Consider the following 16419-nt stretch of genomic DNA (forward strand, 5'->3'; position numbering starts at 1 on the left):
CAATGAGAATCTTAGTCACTTACGCCGTTCAAGGCGAATTTACGGAATTGAAGTTCCCCGGGCTGATAGGGGAGGAAGAGGTACAGGTGGGCTACCTCCGCACCGGAGTGGGCAAGGTGAAGTCCGCCTTCTATCTGGCAGAGGCCATCAACCACGGGCAACCGGACTTGGTGGTGAACATTGGCACGGCAGGCACCATCCGCCATCGGGTGGGCGACATCTTCGTCTGCCGCCGCTTCATAGACCGCGACATGCAGAAGCTGACCGACCTGAGCATGGAATGCGAGATAGATTCCTCCGACCTGCTGGTGCGGAAAGGCTACTGCCTGCATTGGCACGGAAGCGGGGAAGGTGTGTGCAACACGGGCGACTCCTTCCTGACGGAACTTGCGGACGTGACGGGCGATGTGGTGGATATGGAGGCATACGCGCAGGCGTGGGTATGCCGTGCCAAGGAGGTGCCCTTCATCGCGGTGAAGTATGTGACGGACATCATCGGGCAGAACTCCGTGAAGCAATGGGAAGAGAAGCTGGCCGATGCGCGTAAGGGGCTGGGAGCGTTCTTCTCATTTCAAAGTCTTGAATGAGAGGATGTGGCAACTGATGCCCACAGCCAAAAGCAGCATCAGGGCTTTTGCCCACAGCAGGGGGATGAGGAAGAGGATGCAATAGAGCATCGTGCCCCACATCAGCAGCAGGGAGAGGACTTTGGCCCGCAAAGGGATGGCTTTGTTCTCACGGAAGTTCCGGATATAGGGACCGAAATGCTTGTGGTTCAGCAACCATTGGTACAAGCGGGGCGAGCCTCTGAAATAGAGGGTTGCCGTAAGCAGCAGAAAAGGGGTGGTGGGCAGCAAAGGCAGGAATATGCCGATGACACCCAGCACCAGAGAGACGGTTCCTAAAACGATGCAGATAGTTTTCATGCGGCAAATGTACAGAAAATCTTCTGTTTTTTGTACTTTTGCCGCCGCGCCGAGGTGACATTAGGTGCGGAAATGAAAATAACAAATTATTAATTAGCGTATTAACAACATGTACACAGTCATCAAACGGATGGAGGTGTCGGCTGCTCATAGCCTGCAACTCTCCTATCGCAGCAAGTGTGAGAATCTGCACGGTCACAACTGGATTATCACGGTCTATTGCCGTTCCCGCGAACTGAACGCCGACGGGATGGTAGTCGATTTCAGTCACATCAAACAGGTGGTGAAGGAACAATTGGACCACCGCAACCTGAACGAAGTGCTCCCTTTCAACCCTACAGCCGAGAACATCGCCCGCTGGGTATGCGACCAGATACCTACCTGCTTCAAGGTGGAGGTGCAAGAGTCTGAAGGAAATACAGCCGTCTATGAGAAAGATTAACGAGATATTCTACAGCTTGCAGGGCGAAGGCTATCATACGGGCACGCCTGCCGTGTTCGTACGCTTCTCCGGCTGCAACCTGAAGTGCCCTTTCTGCGATACGCAGCACGAGGAGGGCACGCAGATGTCCGATGACGAGATTCTGGAAGAAGTCGGCAAGTATCCTGCTACTACGGTCATCCTGACCGGTGGCGAGCCTTCCCTCTGGATAGACCGTGGCTTCATCGAACTTCTGCATCGGGCAGGCAAGTATGTCTGCATCGAGACCAACGGTACACGCCTGCTACCCGATAACATCGACTGGGTGACCTGCTCGCCTAAACAGGGAGGAGAATTAAGAATCACCCGCATGGACGAGGTGAAGGTGGTATATGAAGGGCAGGACCTCGCCGCCTACGAACAACTTCCCGTCCGGCACTTCTTCCTCCAGCCCTGCTCCTGCCTCAATACGAAGGAGACGGTGGAGTGCGTGATGCGGCATCCTAAGTGGCGGTTGAGTTTGCAGACGCATAAGTTGATAGATATACGTTGAGAAAACGATAGGTAAGTGAATATAGCTTTTATCCGAAATTTTCCTGTGACAAATGCCTGAATCTTATAGATTTCTTATAGTTTTGTAACATGAAAACTTTTATACCTAAATTGATTGGCTGTTTCGCGTTATCGGTCAATTCTCTTGCCGGTTTCACTCAAACGGTTGTATCGGAATCTACTAAAGAGCCGATAGCGTATGCTAATATTGGGGTAATCGACCGGAACCTGGGTACCGTTACTGATTCTTTAGGCCGTTTCTCGTTGAAAATTCCCTTGGAATATGCGAATGATTCCATACGAATTTCCTCTGTCGGTTATATTGCACAAACATTTGCGGTCAGAGACATTGCGAATCTGCCGGACACAATCACACTTGCAGACGATGTAATCATGTTAAGTGAGGTGGTCGTAAAACCTCAGCGTATAAAGCATAAGACGGCAGGGCGCAAAGAGGGAGGAGGCTCTATCTTTATTGAAATGGAAGGATATAAGGCTGCCGGACAGGGATTGGCAATTCCGCTGAAAGTGAAAAACCGCGCATGGCTGAAAGAGATTGGCTTCACCATCATTACTGAGAACAGACCTCTTTCCCGTATGAAATTCCGGGTGAATATCTATCGCAAGGAAGCTGGTTCCTATGTATTGCAGAAACTGAATCCCGTATATTTCAATTATGATAAGTCCCAACTTATAGACGGCTCCTTTTCTTATATATTTCCCGAAGAGATAATGTTGGAGAAGGGTGATTTCTATGTGGAGTTAGAGTTCCTTGAAAATTTCTCAAACGAATACTTTATCATGAGGACAAAGCCGATTACAGGCAAAACGCGGTATCGGTATGCAAGCCAGTCTAAGTGGGAAACACTCCCGTTTGGTGCTCCTGTCTATGTAGAATATGATGCTATAGAATAACTTCATGACTTGTACTAAACAAGAAGAAAGCCGCAAGTCAATGGACTTGCGGCTTTCTATCTTCGCACGGGAGGAGAGGCTCGAACTCCCGACACCCGGTTTTGGAGACCGGTGCTCTACCAACTGAGCTACTCCCGTGTTTGCGGCTGCAAAGGTAGTGTAAACTTTGGAATATGCAAGGCTTTTGGGTAATTATTTTAAGCAGGAATAGAATTATAATAGCTGTAGATCTTGATACATAAGGCGATAGGCGGCAGCTTTCTTTTCCAAGGCAAGCGGATAGGCTCTGGAAGAAGAGGGCATTCGGTAGAGGCGCATCGGCTTCTCTTCAAAAAGGAATTCGGTGAAGTCACCCACCTTGGGCTTGTCGATGGAGAATTGTGCGCAGAGCGTATCGGTGGCTTTTTCGCCGGTGGTGACAATCGCTTGGCAGTGGGGGATCCGGTGAAGCAGGGAGGTGACATCGGTGGGCTGCACGATTTCCAGAAACTTGTCTGAGGCGTTGTCCTGCAGGCGGCGCACGGCAGAGGCCGTGTCAAACAGGGCGATGCCCTTTTCTTGCAGGAAACTTACCAGCCGCTCTTTGCAGAAGGCTTTCTGCTCCTTTTCTACGAAATAGTCCTTGTTGTCGAAGAACAGGAGTCCTACGATTCGCCACATGTCGTTGTTCCAGTTGGGGTAATAAAACTCCATGGACCATCGTTTCTTTTGCGGTGGAAAGCTCCCCAGCATCAGCAGACGGGCGTTGCCGGGGAGGAAGGGTTTCAGGGGATGCTGTTCTATTCCCATTGAGCGGTTATTTCTCTTCTTCGTTTCTCTTCTTCGGTTCTTTCTTGGCAAGCATAATCACGTTATATACGTATTCGCTCATCCATTGTTCCGAATAGCCCAAACGTTCTTTGTATTGGCGCACGGCCATGGCGGTCTTGTGTACATCGTCCTTCTTCCACACGGTCTTGGTGCAGACATCGTGTACGGTCTTCTCGGTCATGGTGCGCAACGCTCCTTTAAAGAAGGCAGGCAGGCGGAACTTCCATTGCATCAGGTTGCCCATCAGCATCATCAGGTCGTTGGAGAAGCCCTGATACATGAAGAGATAGCCCTGTACGTCGTTTTGCGTGCGGCAATGTTTCTTGACCGATGCGTCTATTTCCTTGAAGAAGTTTTCGCTGATGCCATAGTCCTGCATCAGCATTTTGCGTGAAGCGGTCTTTTCGGCTTGTCCCAAGCGTCCTCCCTGCGTCGGTATCTTGAACAGACGCTTGAAGTTTGCCACGTCGGGAACAAAGCGGATATTGGTGATTCCCAAATTGGCTGCTATTACAGATTGGAAATAAACGCGGGTCAGTGAGATGAAGTCTTCTACATTCTTGGAAGAGACTTCTTCGCTGTTTTTGTTGAGTAATTTGGCAAATAAACCCATATAAGATGATTTATAATTTATGATTTTATGATTGGCGGATTATCAAGGCCGAAGCGAATCCGGTTGCAAAATTACGAAATAAGTTGATTTACACCAACAATTGTATCGGGTATAAATCGTAAATGCTGAATTATGGGACTATGGAACGTGGGCGCCAAAGGAACTTTTGTCGAAAAAACTTGTTCGGATTTGATTTTCATGTGGTGGAATATTCTTTCCTTTGCACATTCTTTTCTATTAATAACAATAACAAAAACAGAATGGACTATGAGAAGTTTTGCATCAGACAATAATTCCGGCGTGCATCCGTTGGTGATGGAGGCACTGAACCGTGCCAATAATGACCATGCTGTCGGCTATGGCGATGACCCTTGGACAGCAGAGGCGGTCCGTAAAATCAGGGAGATGTTTTCTCCGGATTGCGAACCGCTGTTTGTATTCAACGGTACGGGCAGCAATGCGGTGGCTTTGCAACTGTGTACCCGCCCTTACAACTCTATCATCTGTGCGGAGACGGCACATATCTATGTGGACGAATGCGGTTCTCCAGCTCGTATGACAGGTTGTCAGATACGTCCTGTCGCCACTCCCGACGGCAAGCTGACCCCCGATTTGATTCGTCCTTATCTCTGTCACTTCGGTGAGCAGCATCATTCGCAGCCGGGTGCTATCTACATTTCCCAATGTTCGGAGTTGGGCACCATCTATCAACCAGAGGAGATTCGCGCTTTGACGTCGCTCGCTCATCAACATGGCATGTATGTCCACATGGATGGTGCCCGTCTAGCCAATGCTTGTGCGGCATTGCACCTTGGGTTTAAGGAGTTGACGGTGGATTGCGGCATTGATGTCCTCAGCTTCGGAGGTACGAAGAACGGGTTGATGTTAGGCGAGAGCGTGATTGTCTTTAACCCTGTCTTGAAGAAGGAGGCTTACTTTGTGCGTAAGCAGTCGGCACAGCTAGCTTCCAAACTGCGTTACCTCTCCTGTCAGTTCACGGCTTACCTGACGGATGACCTTTGGCTGAAGAACGCCACGCACGCCAACCGTATGGCGAAGATTCTGTATGACGGACTGAAGGAGCTGCCCGGCGTGCGCTTCACACAGAAGATGGAGAGCAACCAGCTCTTCCTGACGATGCCCCGCCCCGTCATTGATGAGTTGTTGAAGTCTTATTTTTTCTATTTCTGGGATGAGGCTATCAATGAAATCCGTTTCGTGACATCGTTCGATACAACGGAAGAGGATATTCAGGAACTGCTGCAAGCGGTGAAGAAGTTGCTTTAACCGGATGATTTGCCTGTTGACAGGCAGATATGAAATGGCACGCGGATGAACGGATTGAATAGAATCCGCGCCATCCGCGTGCTGTCTTTCAAATGCCGACCGCTTCCCGGACCGGAACGAACGTATATCCTTTCCGTTTCAGTGTCTTTATCATCTTATCCAGATAGCCGTTATAGAACTTGTCTGTGCGGCGGTCGTCCGTACCGAAGTGTATCAGTAGCAGATGTCCGTTCAGTCCCTCTTTCTTTTCCACTTCCATGATTTTGTCATAGATGAACCGGCTGCTTCTGTATTTTGTACCCATATCGGGAGTCGTGTAGTCGGCGTTGCTCATCGTGCCTGGTGTGAAGTTGATGATTTGGAGTCCCATGCTCTTTGCCCAGGCGGCTATCTCCTTATTATAATATTCGTAAGGGGGAATGAAGACGGGAGCGTCCTTGTAGTCAATGCCGGCTTTGCGCATCGTTTCGTAACTCTTTCGGATGTCCTGTTCAAACTCTTGACGGGTCACCAACAGAGAGTCCCGATTCTCCCACGGCATATAGAGCAAGTGACCGTAACTGTGGCTTCCCACGTAGTGCTTATCGTCGAGCAGGCGTTTCACGATGTCGGGATAGCGTTCATAAAACTCGCCGGTGAAGAAGAAGCCTCCTTGGATGCCGTGTTTCTTGAGCGTGCGCAGGATGGCATCCGCGCCGTCCGCTTTGTCGGCAGCGGTGAATACCAATGTGATTTGTTTCTTGGACGGGTCGGTGCGCACAATGCCTCCGTTGACATACCGGTTGTGGTCGCATCGGATTCCTGCCTGTTCCATTCCTTCCTTTTGCATGGCGGAAAGGTAGTAGGTGAGGCAGGCCGTTCCGTCCATGGTCGGTTCGTTGGTGGAGTAGTCGTGAAGGGCATCGTGATACACCATCAGGTCGGGTTGGAAGCGTTCATAGTCCTGTCCGGGAGTTCCGGGAATGCCTGTCATATTGACACCCCGCAGGCTTTCGAAGATGCTGCGATAGACAGGGCCGTCCACCAGGCCTCCGGTGGTATTGCCCACACCGGCATTCAGCAAAGATGAATGGGGTTGCGACGGGTAGTCTCCGTAGAGGGGCAGTTCCACAATCATGCTTGTTCCCCACGGATTGCAGCCGAACAGCCAGTCGCGAAGGGCGGCTTCCATTTCCGCATACGTGTTGTCACCGGTGAGTTGGCGGTACAGGCGGCATTGGGTGAGCATGGCGGTAGTCAGGTTGTTGGAGCACCATATATAAGGTATGCCATGCAGGAACGGACTTTCCACCGCTTTTTCATACGTGCGCTCAATGCCGGTGCGCATATTGCGGATAAATTCACGGCTGAGTCGTTGGTTGCCGGCCTTGGCAAGATGGTAATGCCCCATGTTCATGAATGGGTACCATTGGTAATGACGTGCGCTGTCGGCTCCCATCCAGGGAGTGACCGGTTCGCGACGTCCGTACTCCATGGCTTGGTTCAAGTAGTTGCCGTCACCGGTCATCCGATACAACTCCATGGCGCCGAGTTCCATATCGTCCACCCAGTTGTCTTCTTCGTAGATATAGGGCGATTTGACAGAAGCGGTTTGGCAGGCACCGGGCTTCTTGACTCCTTCCTGATAGGCGGCAGCGGCTTTCCCTCCGATTTCTGCCGCAAGCTCCGGGTAGTACTCTTTCAGGATTTCGGCACCCAATGCAAAGCAGGATGCGAATTTTCCGGCTGTACTTGCCACGCCGGTAGTGGCATTCCGGTACTTCCCACGAACTTGTGGTTCACCGCTGCAATAATAGACGGGACGTCCGTTGCCGGGCCCATAGCCGTAGTCCACTTCATCTTTGTTAGGCAGGCGCATGCCGGCGTGGTCGCGGTCATCGGCAATCTGGTTATATAGCTCTCCCGGAACGGGGTTCATCCGGTTCAGCCAATCCAGTCCCCACTTGATTTCATCCACAATATCGGGTATGCCGTTGGCACCGGGAAGTCCGGCTGCATCATACGCATCGCCGAAAGAATCGGGGTTCTCCTGATAAGCGAACATCATCTGATAAATGGCGTTGGCGGAGGTGGTGGTATATTGCAGGTAGTCCGTTGCGTCGTGCCAACCGCCGCGGACATCAATCTTCTGTCCGGTCTTGGTGGGATGATAGACGATGTACCCGTCATGTACGTGGCAACTGTCTTTCAAGAAAGGATTGTACCCGCAACGTTGCTGGCGCATATAGTTCAGAAGAAAGTCGGCGGTTCCATTGTAAACGTGGGGATTGATGGGGAAGTGCGGGGAGATGGCTTTGCCCGCTTTCAGGTAGTAGGTGCCGGGTGTCGTGAAATCGCTGAAATCCAGTCGGTAGGTGGCCTTCATGCTGCCCGATTTGCCGGTGGGGCGGGGCGCATGAAATGTCTGTACGGTTTCGTTGGTAAAGGCATCGACCAGTGTATAGTTCTCTACAATGCTTTCCTCTTCGCTCATAAATACCGCCACTTTGATGGACTGGGGCAAATAGCCGAGTTGGTTGATTCTAATCCATTCATCAGCCCTGCACGGCAGGACGAGGAGGAGAGCCGATAGGATGATGAGAAGCTGATGGTTGTTTTTCATGAATATCTGTTGTTTAAGATGAAATCTCCCAAAAAATGATAGGTACAAATAAAGCCGTTTCTGTTAATTTAAGGAAGAAGAAGGCAGAATAATTAAAGAACGTTGCACGTTGTTGAGGATATTTTAGTTTTAAACTCTGTTTACATCTTTTATTTTTCCAGAAACTAAAATGGCTTGCTATTTGTTTGATGTATATAAAGAAAAAACAGATAAACTATGGCTTATATTGATTACTATCAGGTTCTTGGAGTGGACAAGACGGCATCTCAGGATGACATCAAGAAAGCGTTTCGCACACTGGCGCGTAAGTATCATCCCGACTTGAATCCGGACGACCCCTCTGCCAAGGATAAGTTCCAGGCTATCAACGAGGCGAATGAAGTGTTGAGCGATCCTGAAAAGAGAAAAAAGTATGATGAGTATGGCGAGCATTGGAAGCATGCCGATGAGTTTGAAGCGCAGAAGCAGGCACGGCAACAGGCCGGTGCGGGCGGTTTCAGAGGGTTCGGCGGTGCCGGTGCGGGATTTGGCACGGACGGAAACGGCACCTATTGGTACTCTTCCGATGGTCAGGAGTTTACGGGCAGCAATGCCGGTGGCTTCTCCGACTTCTTCGAGCAGATGTTCGGGCATCATGCCCGTGGAGGCGCTGGTGCCGATGCAGGCTTCCGCGGGCAGGATTATCATGCAGATTTGAATCTTTCGTTGCGTGAGGCGGCGCAGACGCATAAGCAGCTGTTGACGGTGAATGGCAGGCAAGTGCGCATCACTATCCCGGCAGGTGTGGCAAACGGACAGGTCATCAAACTGAAGGGTTATGGCGGCGAAGGTGTCAATGGAGGTCCGGCAGGCGACTTATACATCACGTTTGTGATTCCGGACGACCCGGTGTTCAGGCGGTTGGGAGACGACTTGTATATAGATGTGACGGTGGATCTCTATACGGCTTTGCTGGGTGGCGACCGGCTGATAGATACGCTGGATGGGCAGGTGAAGCTGAAGGTGAACCCCGCAACCCAGAACGGAACCAAAGTACGCCTGAAGGGCAAAGGATTCCCCGTATATAAGAAAGAAGGACAGTTCGGCGACCTTATCGTGACTTACTCTGTGTCGTTGCCGACCCGTCTGACGGAACAGCAGAAAGAGATGTTCCGCAAAATTCAAAGTATGAACGAATGAAAGAAGGACGGATTATGCGGAACGAATGGATGGTCATCAGCGAATATTGTGATAAATGTCGCATAGAGTCCCTCTTTATCGACAGATTGTGCGAAAGCGGGCACCGAAGTCTTTGAACTCCGATGCCCGCTATTCCTTTTTTCTTTTAAGCGCTGCGTTTACTTGCGATAGCTTTCCAGTTCTTCTGTCTTGAACTTGCGGATGAAGTTGAAGTGCTTCTCTACCTCAGCTTCCGCATAGTTTACATAAACCTGTGCCGACTTGCTGAACAGTTCCGGTGCTTTGGTGGCATCCTGGATAATCAGGTGCGACATCACACACACGGCAGCCATTTCGTAGAGGCGGCGTGCCACGAAGTCCAGCAACTCTTGGTTCTGGGCTTCTTTCACGGCATTGGTGCAGGCTTCGAACTTGTTGGTCATCTCTTTGATGCGGTCCATCAGCGGTTGCATCGCTTCGCTGCAAGGAATGGTTTCGTAGTCGCGCAGGGTGGCGGCATACGAACCGTTGGTCACGTAGCGGATGGCGGCCACCGTTTGCAACTGCGTGGTACCTTCGTAAATGGAGGTGATACGTGCGTCGCGGTAGATGCGTTGGCAGGCATACTCCAGCATGAAGCCCGAACCGCCGTGAATCTGGATGCAGTCGTAAGCGTTCTGGTTGGCATATTCGGAGTTCATACCCTTGGCAAGCGGGGTGAAGGCATCGGCAAGTTTGGAGAACTTCTTCTGTTCCTGGCGTTCCTCCGGAGTCAGCTTGCGTTCACGGGCGATGTCGTCCAGCGCTTTGTAGATGTCCACGTAGCGTGAAGTCTGATACAGCAGCGAACGCCCTGCATCCAGCTTTGCCTTCATGATGGCGAGCATGTCATACACAGCGGGGAATTCAATGATTGCCTTGCCAAATTGTTTGCGGTCTTTGGCGTATGCGAGACCTTCGTTGTAGGCGGCTTGCGACAGACCTACCGATTGGGCGGCGATACCCAGACGGGCACCGTTCATCAATGCCATTACGTATTTGATCAGACCCAACTTGCGGTCGCCGCAAAGTTCTGCTTTCGCGTTCTTGTAAACCAATTCGCAAGTGGGTGAACCGTGGATACCCAGCTTGTTCTCGATGCGGCGGACGTTTACGCCACCGTCGCGCTTGTCGTAGATGAACATGGAGAGACCGCGGCCGTCCTTCGTGCCTTCTTCCGAACGTGCCAGCACGAGGTGCAGGTCGGCGTCACCGTTGGTGATGAAACGCTTCACGCCGTTCAGTCGCCAGCAGTTGTTGGCTTCGTCGAAGGTGGCTTTCAGCATCACGCTTTGCAGGTCGGAGCCGGCATCGGGCTCGGTCAGGTCCATAGACATGGTCTCGCCTTGGCAGATGCGGGGGATGAAACGGCTGTGCTGATCTTCGTTGCCGAACTCATACAGCGTTTCGATACAGTCTTGCAGCGACCAGATGTTGCCGAAACCGGCATCGGCGGCAGCTACGATTTCCGCACACATGGTGTAGGGGGTAATCGGGAAGTTCAGTCCACCAAATTGGCGTGGCATGGTCATACCGTTCAGGCCGGCTTTCACCATGGCGTCGAGGTTCTGCTTCGTTCCGCTGGCATATTCCACGCGGCCGTTGGCGCAATGAGGGCCTTCGGCATCCACGCCTTCTGCATTGGGAGCGATGATTTCGCCGGTAATCTCGCCGGTGATTTCAAGCACCTTGTCGTAGGAATCCATAGCGTCCGCAAGATCCTGCGGAGCATAGTCATACTTGTCTTTATCTTGATATCCGCGCTCTTTCAGTTCGCAGATGCGTTCCATCATTGAGTTATTCAGATGATACTTCAATTCGGGAACTTCGGTATAAAAGTTTGCCATAATATTTTTTATTAAGGAGCTATCGGGAGTTATTCGGGAGTTATACGGGAGTTAGAAGCCAAATGTCTTGCTTCCGGTTTCCGTTACTCTTCCCATTGCTTGCTTGTTATTCCTTTGCAGTAGGCATTCAGTAAATAACTTGTATCCTCGATGCTCTTTGTTAATTCATTATATGTTTTTTCGTTGATGTAATTAAGGTCTTTAGAAAGAATTATATAATACCTGCACTCTTCCAAACTGCCTTGTGCGATATTCAGGAGGCGTAATTTATCAGCTTTGCTCATTTTTCTGTATCCTTCGGCTATATTGGCCGGAATGGAAACTGCGGCACGCTGAAATTGGGAGCATAGCCCAAAACGTTCTTCTGACGGATAGCTGCGTGATACCTCATATACTTTCAGTACAAAAATGTGCGCTTTTCTCCAGACTAACAAATCCTTGAAACTTTGTGTCATCATCAACAGAACTATTGGCTTTTAACTCCCGTATAACTCCCGAATAACTCCTTCTAACTCCCTCAAAAAATCATTTACTATGCGATTTATAATATTTAATCATCTTCGGAATCACTTCTTCCACCGTACCGTTAATCACATAATCAGCGATGGTGTTGATGGGAGCGTTCTCGTCGTTGTTGATGGAGATGATGATGCCGCTCTCCTGCATGCCGGCGATGTGCTGGATTTGTCCGCTGATGCCGCAGGCGATGTAGAGTTTCGGGCGGACCGTAACGCCGGTCTGGCCAATCTGGCGGTCATGGTCGGCATAGCCGGCATCGACGGCGGCGCGGCTGGCACCTACCTCGGCGTGCAGCTCCTTGGCAAGTTCGAACAGCATGTCGAAACCCTCCTTGCTGCCCATGCCATAGCCACCGGCAATGACGATGGGGGCACCCTTCAGGTTGTGCTTTGCCTTCTCCACGTGGCGGTCGATGACCTTCACCACATAGTCTGTTTCGGGAACATACTTGGCCACATCGTGGTTGATGACTTCACCTTTATAATTAGCGTCCAGGATTTCCTTCTTCATCACGCCCTCGCGCACGGTCGCCATCTGCGGACGGTGTTCGGGGTTCACAATGGTGGCAACGATGTTACCACCGAAGGCGGGACGGATTTGGTAGAGCAGGTTCTCATAAGTCTTGCCCTCCTTCTTGTCCTCGTGGCTGCCGATTTCCAGAGAAGTACAGTCGGCTGTCAGTCCGCTGGTCAGGGCGGAAGATACGCGCGGACCGAGGTCGCGGCCGATGACGGTGGCACCCATCAAGCAGATTTGCGGCTTTTCTTCTTTGAAGAGGTTGATGAGGATGGAGGAGTGGGGCAGAGAAGTGTAGGGGAACAAGCCCGGAGCGTCGAATACGTGGAGCTTGTCCACACCGTAGGGCAATACTTGTTTTTCAATGCCTGCCAGATTGTTTCCGGCGGCGATGGCTTCCAATTGGCAGCCCAATTGGTTCGCCAATTTGCGACCTTTGGTCAAGAGTTCGAGACTGACATCGGCAACCGTAGTGCCTTCTATCTCTAAATATACAAATACGTTGTTCATGTTCTTTTAGTTTTTTAGTTACGAGTTACGGGCTACAAGTGCTGTTTGGCGCGGCTTCTTGTAGCTTGTCGCTTTGTAGCTCGTCACTTATCCAATGGTGTGATTAGCCAACAGTTCAACAATCAAATCTTCTACATCCTGGTCGCTGCCTGTCAGCGTCTTGCTCTCTTTGGCTTGGAACGAGATGTTCTGGATGGCTTTCACCTTGGTGGGCGAGCCGCTCAGACCGCATTGCGCGAGGTCGCCGTCCACGTCGGCAACGCTCCATTCCGTGATGTTCAGATAAGGGCGTTTCTCATAGAGTGCTGCATACGGCAGTGCTGCGCCTTCTTTCTCGATGGCGGCCTTCTCCTGTGCGCCGAGGGCACGTTTGTATTTCTGCACCAGCTTGGCGTTGCGCGGACGGCAGGGAGCTGCACTTCCGTTGACGGTGATGACGATGGGCAGCGGGCCTTCCACGGTCTCCACACCGCCGTCGATGTGACGCTTCACGGTGATTCTCTTCGCTTCCTTATCCACGTTCAGAATCTCTTCGGCGTAGGTCACTTGTGTCAATCCCAGCTTTTCGGCAACCTGCGGGCCTACCTGTGCCGTGTCGCCATCGATTGCCTGGCGGCCGCCGATGATGATGTCGTAGTCACCTATCTTCTTGATGGCAGTGGCAAGGGCGTAGGAAGTGGCCAGTGTGTCGGCACCTGCAAAGGCGCGGTCGGTCAGCAGATAGCCGTTGTCGGCACCGCGGTAAAGTCCTTCACGAATGATTTCGGCTGCGCGTCCCGGTCCCATGGTCAGGATGGTAACGGTGGAGCCCGGATGTTCATCTTTCAGTCGAAGCGCTTGCTCGAGGGCATTCAGGTCTTCGGGGTTGAAGATGGCAGGGAGTGCCGCACGGTTGATGGTTCCGTCGGCTTTCATGGCATCTTTCCCAACGTTGCGTGTGTCGGGAACTTGTTTTGCCAAAACAACAATTTTCAAACTCATGCTATTAAATTTAGTATTAGTATTTCTTTGTTTATCAGCGTGCAAAATTACAGAAAGTGTTGGGTCTGACAAGAAAACCGGGAGAAAAATGCACATTTTACGGTGTTTTGAGCAAAAAAACGGCGGAAGCGTCTGTAAAACGGGCTATAATATCGGTAATCCGCCTGTCTTTTCATCGGAATATCTCCCGTACTTTGTGCAGTGTTTTTTTCAAAGGAGCTATCGGGAGTTATCACTCCGCTACACTCCGTCGGGAGATGAAAGCCGATAGCTCTGCTGGCATCAAGCAATGGTATCGGCCGTTAACTCCCAGATAACTCCTTAAAGAATGGTCTTTAAGTGAACCACCGTAGTCGTTCACTTGGAAGTGGCTGCGTATGGGGCGGAGAAGTGTCCGATGTTAGACCTGGCTTTCTTTGTCTTATCCCGGTCCTTACCATAGCGTTTCTAAATATGGTGATTGGCACATTCTACAAAGATTACACAAGCGAGCAGCTGCGGGCAATGCTTCACATAGTGAATGCTAATGATGAAATGGTGGCTCGTATCAAGAAAGTGACGGACAATGCCAAATCATTTTATAGTGATGAGGATAAGTTCAATCAGACGGTTGAGGAGGTGCTCGATGGCAACCTGTAAGATAGCAGATCACAGCCTAAAGAAAAAAAGTTTCACCCGAAAAGCCGATGGACAGGGCGGTTCGGGTGAATGGTGAAGGTTTAGTTTTTCATCACAGGCGGATAGTAACGTTTGAACTAATTAAATGTTGCATAATTTGTCAATTAATCGGTTGGCAGGTTGATGTGCTTTCATGACTTTAAGGCTGAAGGAAAATAAGTTATGAGTAATTCCGGATATTGCCAAAGGTTTCTGTAATCTTCTTCTTGACTTAATTGGAAGTATTAGAAAGTTTCAGTGCTTTTATGTCTTTTGTCTTAATTTTTTTTGTTTGCAGTAATTTTACAATGAAAAAAAGAGGATGAACCGAAATCCATCCTCTTCCTTATCAATATAAATATGTATCTACCTTTTATTTGATACCCAGTTTTTTGGCGATTTCCTTAGGCAGTGCATTCTTGTGAACCACGATGTTCATTGTTTTGTAGCGCACAAATGCTTTGGACGCATACCATTTGCCGTCGTATTTGCCGGCTTTGCCCCAAGAGTTCTTCACCATGTAGTATTCGTTGCCTTCCTGATCTTTGGCAATACCGTAAATCTGCATGCCGTGGTCGTCGGTAGTTTCCCAGTTGTCGTATGCTTCCTGGCGTTCTTCCTGAGTGCACCACTTCTGTGGCTGGGGTTTGGTGTTCAGTTTCTTTTCTTCGGGTTTCATTTTCAGCCAGTGAGCCATGTCCGAACCGCTCAGTTCTTGTACCTTTTCAGCGTCAGGCAGTACGGCTATACCGTCGCGTGTGAATCCCTGTTCGCTTACGTCGCTACCCCAGGCAATGGTATAACCCGTGTTGATGGCATTGTCGAATACCTGCATCAGCTCGTCAATGGGGAGGTTGTAAGAAGAACCCCAACGCCAGTTGTCCTGAATCTCAAGGATGAACGGTTGATAGAACGGATGGTGGGTATAAGAGGTCAGGGAAACATAGTCGTCGGCATTCAGGCCTGTTGACTCATAGAAGGACTTCGGCGTATATTCTTTGCCTTTGTAAGTGAACTTCTCAGGACGTTCGCCCAGATAGATGTCGTGGATGGCAGTGATAGCCTTCTTCCAGAGCGGATTCTTGTCCTTGTCGGTTTGCAGGCTGCGCATTCTTCCTTTGGCGATGGCATTTACCACGGCGTCGGAAACGGCTGTCAGTTCAGTGTGGTTACTCAGTGTGTCGCCATACATCACACCCGGACGCATTTCCTCTTCGGGCACCAGTCCGAAGGTCTTCATTCCGTAGATGACATCATAGAATGAACCGCCTTGTGAGAACGATACGTCTCCGTGTGTGCGAACTGCTTTGTCTGCGCGATCCAGATATGTGTTGTGTACGATGAACATTTCAGACAGGTCGTATTCGCCTTTGCCCATACGAAGCAATTCGGACTCAATGAATCCCAATCCGGAGTAGCACCAGCACGTGCCGGCACGACTTTGGTTCTTAACAGGTGTAATAGGGTTCTCTTTTACGGTTGTAAATACGAAACCCTCCTCCGCTTTCGGAGTGTCTTGTGCCATTGCGTTCACACTCAGCAAACCCAATGCGGTAATCAGTATTGACTTCTTCATCATGATTATTATAAAGATTTATAGTTGTAACCGCAAATATAGATAGTTTTTCACAAACAAAAGCTATCTTTGGGGTGTTAATTCTGTTGCTTATGAAAAAAATGATAGATATAGACGCTTTCAGCGGACTTGTGCTGGAAGGTGGCGGGATGCGTGGGGTCTTTACTTGCGGGGTGCTCGACTGCTTTATGGATCGCGGCATCCGTTTCCCCTATACCATTGGTGTCAGTGCCGGGGCATGCAACGGGCTTTCGTATATGTCCGGTCAGCGGGGACGTGCCAAGTTCAGCAACATCGACCTGCTGGCGAAGTACCACTACATCGGGATGAAATACCTGCTGACGAAACGCAACATCATGGATTTTGACTTGCTGTTCCGGGAGTTTCCCGAACGGATACTTCCATACGACTACGAGGCCTATTTTCATTGCCCCGAGCGCTATGTGATGGTGACTACCAACTGCCTGACGGGTGAGGCGAACTATTGGGA

Annotated in this window: 17 protein-coding genes and 1 tRNA gene; 8 read left to right on the forward strand and 10 right to left on the reverse strand. The window is 50.4% G+C overall.

The features are described 5' to 3' along the window. Positions 1–2: 2 nt before the first annotated feature. The gene (locus K2G43_RS09195) at positions 3–587 is read left to right on the forward strand and encodes a nucleosidase (protein ID WP_297644116.1); all 585 of its coding nucleotides are present in this window, start codon (positions 3–5) and stop codon (positions 585–587) included. Here the strand turns inward: K2G43_RS09195 and K2G43_RS09200 are convergent. Beyond that, positions 567–926, reverse strand: coding sequence for a YbaN family protein (locus tag K2G43_RS09200; RefSeq protein ID WP_297644115.1), 360 nt, complete (start codon positions 924–926; stop codon positions 567–569). The genes K2G43_RS09195 and K2G43_RS09200 overlap by 21 nt on opposite strands. 109 nt (positions 927–1035) lie before the next feature. Between K2G43_RS09200 and queD the strand changes: the two genes are divergently transcribed. From queD to K2G43_RS09215, 3 genes are all read left to right on the forward strand, one after another. Beyond that, entirely contained in the window at positions 1036–1368 is a 333-nt protein-coding gene (gene queD / locus K2G43_RS09205; RefSeq protein WP_297644114.1) for a 6-carboxytetrahydropterin synthase QueD, read from the forward strand. Beyond that, complete coding sequence (locus K2G43_RS09210; RefSeq protein ID WP_297644113.1) at positions 1355–1900, forward strand: radical SAM protein; 546 nt, start codon at positions 1355–1357, stop codon at positions 1898–1900. Before queD ends, K2G43_RS09210 begins: the two co-directional genes overlap by 14 nt. Before the next feature lie 89 nt (positions 1901–1989). Continuing rightward, positions 1990–2814: a carboxypeptidase-like regulatory domain-containing protein gene (locus K2G43_RS09215; protein WP_297644112.1), complete on the forward strand. Its 825-nt coding sequence runs from the start codon at positions 1990–1992 to the stop codon at positions 2812–2814. A gap of 65 nt (positions 2815–2879) precedes the next feature. Here K2G43_RS09215 and K2G43_RS09220 read toward each other — a convergent pair. The 3 genes from K2G43_RS09220 to K2G43_RS09230 all read right to left on the reverse strand — a co-directional run bounded on the left by K2G43_RS09220 (position 2880) and on the right by K2G43_RS09230 (position 4237). After that, positions 2880–2952: transfer RNA gene (locus tag K2G43_RS09220), tRNA-Trp, on the reverse strand. Positions 2953–3027: 75 nt separating this feature from the next. Continuing rightward, complete coding sequence (locus tag K2G43_RS09225; protein ID WP_300154458.1) at positions 3028–3603, reverse strand: uracil-DNA glycosylase family protein; 576 nt, start codon at positions 3601–3603, stop codon at positions 3028–3030. 7 nt (positions 3604–3610) lie between these two features. Then, positions 3611–4237 (reverse strand): hypothetical protein, encoded by a 627-nt coding sequence (locus K2G43_RS09230; RefSeq protein WP_300154461.1) that lies wholly within the window; start codon positions 4235–4237, stop codon positions 3611–3613. 267 nt (positions 4238–4504) lie between these two features. On the opposite strand from K2G43_RS09230, the gene K2G43_RS09235 reads away from it, so the two are divergent. Then, a complete protein-coding gene (locus K2G43_RS09235) occupies positions 4505–5524 on the forward strand; it encodes a low specificity L-threonine aldolase (protein ID WP_300154464.1) in 1020 nt (339 codons plus the stop codon). An 88-nt stretch (positions 5525–5612) separates the two neighbouring features. Here the strand turns inward: K2G43_RS09235 and K2G43_RS09240 are convergent, their stop codons facing one another. Next, the gene (locus K2G43_RS09240) at positions 5613–8126 is read right to left on the reverse strand and encodes a glycoside hydrolase family 9 protein (RefSeq protein ID WP_300154466.1); all 2514 of its coding nucleotides are present in this window, start codon (positions 8124–8126) and stop codon (positions 5613–5615) included. A gap of 216 nt (positions 8127–8342) precedes the next feature. Here K2G43_RS09240 and K2G43_RS09245 point away from each other — a divergent pair, with 216 nt between their 5' ends. Beyond that, positions 8343–9305 (forward strand): J domain-containing protein, encoded by a 963-nt coding sequence (locus K2G43_RS09245; RefSeq protein WP_297643684.1) that lies wholly within the window; start codon positions 8343–8345, stop codon positions 9303–9305. Between the two features lie 158 nt (positions 9306–9463). Here K2G43_RS09245 and K2G43_RS09250 read toward each other — a convergent pair whose 3' ends face one another. The 4 genes from K2G43_RS09250 to K2G43_RS09265 all read right to left on the reverse strand — a co-directional run bounded on the left by K2G43_RS09250 (position 9464) and on the right by K2G43_RS09265 (position 13696). After that, positions 9464–11170 carry an acyl-CoA dehydrogenase family protein gene (locus tag K2G43_RS09250; protein ID WP_300154469.1) on the reverse strand — a complete coding sequence of 569 codons (1707 nt, stop codon included), beginning with the start codon at positions 11168–11170 and terminating at the stop codon, positions 9464–9466. An 83-nt stretch (positions 11171–11253) separates the two neighbouring features. Beyond that, positions 11254–11625: a four helix bundle protein gene (locus K2G43_RS09255; RefSeq protein ID WP_297643695.1), complete on the reverse strand. Its 372-nt coding sequence runs from the start codon at positions 11623–11625 to the stop codon at positions 11254–11256. Positions 11626–11695: 70 nt separating this feature from the next. Then, complete coding sequence (locus K2G43_RS09260) at positions 11696–12715, reverse strand: electron transfer flavoprotein subunit alpha/FixB family protein (protein ID WP_297643688.1); 1020 nt, start codon at positions 12713–12715, stop codon at positions 11696–11698. A gap of 87 nt (positions 12716–12802) precedes the next feature. Continuing rightward, positions 12803–13696 carry an electron transfer flavoprotein subunit beta/FixA family protein gene (locus K2G43_RS09265; RefSeq protein ID WP_297643690.1) on the reverse strand — a complete coding sequence of 298 codons (894 nt, stop codon included), beginning with the start codon at positions 13694–13696 and terminating at the stop codon, positions 12803–12805. A gap of 453 nt (positions 13697–14149) precedes the next feature. Between K2G43_RS09265 and K2G43_RS09270 the strand changes: the two genes are divergently transcribed. After that, positions 14150–14335, forward strand: a complete 186-nt coding sequence (locus tag K2G43_RS09270) for a hypothetical protein (RefSeq protein WP_297643692.1) — start codon at positions 14150–14152, stop codon at positions 14333–14335. Between the two features lie 391 nt (positions 14336–14726). Here the strand turns inward: K2G43_RS09270 and K2G43_RS09275 are convergent, their stop codons facing one another. Beyond that, the gene (locus K2G43_RS09275; protein ID WP_297643697.1) at positions 14727–15929 is read right to left on the reverse strand and encodes a C1 family peptidase; all 1203 of its coding nucleotides are present in this window, start codon (positions 15927–15929) and stop codon (positions 14727–14729) included. Between the two features lie 92 nt (positions 15930–16021). On the opposite strand from K2G43_RS09275, the gene K2G43_RS09280 reads away from it, so the two are divergent. Then, positions 16022–16419, forward strand: a 398-nt coding sequence (locus tag K2G43_RS09280; RefSeq protein WP_300154474.1) for a patatin-like phospholipase family protein, incomplete at its 3' end; no start/stop codon positions are given.

The sequence above is a fragment of the Bacteroides sp. genome, assembly GCF_029057325.1.
GTDB lineage: Bacteria > Bacteroidota > Bacteroidia > Bacteroidales > Bacteroidaceae > Bacteroides.

What these genes read in the sequence shown, in the direction of transcription:
- K2G43_RS09195 (WP_297644116.1), top strand. Translation starts at nt 3, where the DNA reads ATGAGAATCTTAGTCACTTACGCCGTTCAAGGCGAATTTACGGAATTG.
- K2G43_RS09260 (WP_297643688.1), bottom strand. Translation starts at nt 12,715, where the DNA reads ATGAACAACGTATTTGTATATTTAGAGATAGAAGGCACTACGGTTGCC.
- K2G43_RS09265 (WP_297643690.1), bottom strand. Translation starts at nt 13,696, where the DNA reads ATGAGTTTGAAAATTGTTGTTTTGGCAAAACAAGTTCCCGACACACGC.
- queD (WP_297644114.1), top strand. Translation starts at nt 1,036, where the DNA reads ATGTACACAGTCATCAAACGGATGGAGGTGTCGGCTGCTCATAGCCTG.
- K2G43_RS09250 (WP_300154469.1), bottom strand. Translation starts at nt 11,170, where the DNA reads ATGGCAAACTTTTATACCGAAGTTCCCGAATTGAAGTATCATCTGAAT.
- K2G43_RS09225 (WP_300154458.1), bottom strand. Translation starts at nt 3,603, where the DNA reads ATGGGAATAGAACAGCATCCCCTGAAACCCTTCCTCCCCGGCAACGCC.
- K2G43_RS09215 (WP_297644112.1), top strand. Translation starts at nt 1,990, where the DNA reads ATGAAAACTTTTATACCTAAATTGATTGGCTGTTTCGCGTTATCGGTC.
- K2G43_RS09235 (WP_300154464.1), top strand. Translation starts at nt 4,505, where the DNA reads ATGAGAAGTTTTGCATCAGACAATAATTCCGGCGTGCATCCGTTGGTG.
- K2G43_RS09275 (WP_297643697.1), bottom strand. Translation starts at nt 15,929, where the DNA reads ATGAAGAAGTCAATACTGATTACCGCATTGGGTTTGCTGAGTGTGAAC.
- K2G43_RS09240 (WP_300154466.1), bottom strand. Translation starts at nt 8,126, where the DNA reads ATGAAAAACAACCATCAGCTTCTCATCATCCTATCGGCTCTCCTCCTC.
- K2G43_RS09200 (WP_297644115.1), bottom strand. Translation starts at nt 926, where the DNA reads ATGAAAACTATCTGCATCGTTTTAGGAACCGTCTCTCTGGTGCTGGGT.
- K2G43_RS09210 (WP_297644113.1), top strand. Translation starts at nt 1,355, where the DNA reads ATGAGAAAGATTAACGAGATATTCTACAGCTTGCAGGGCGAAGGCTAT.
- K2G43_RS09245 (WP_297643684.1), top strand. Translation starts at nt 8,343, where the DNA reads ATGGCTTATATTGATTACTATCAGGTTCTTGGAGTGGACAAGACGGCA.
- K2G43_RS09230 (WP_300154461.1), bottom strand. Translation starts at nt 4,237, where the DNA reads ATGGGTTTATTTGCCAAATTACTCAACAAAAACAGCGAAGAAGTCTCT.
- K2G43_RS09255 (WP_297643695.1), bottom strand. Translation starts at nt 11,625, where the DNA reads ATGACACAAAGTTTCAAGGATTTGTTAGTCTGGAGAAAAGCGCACATT.
- K2G43_RS09270 (WP_297643692.1), top strand. Translation starts at nt 14,150, where the DNA reads ATGGTGATTGGCACATTCTACAAAGATTACACAAGCGAGCAGCTGCGG.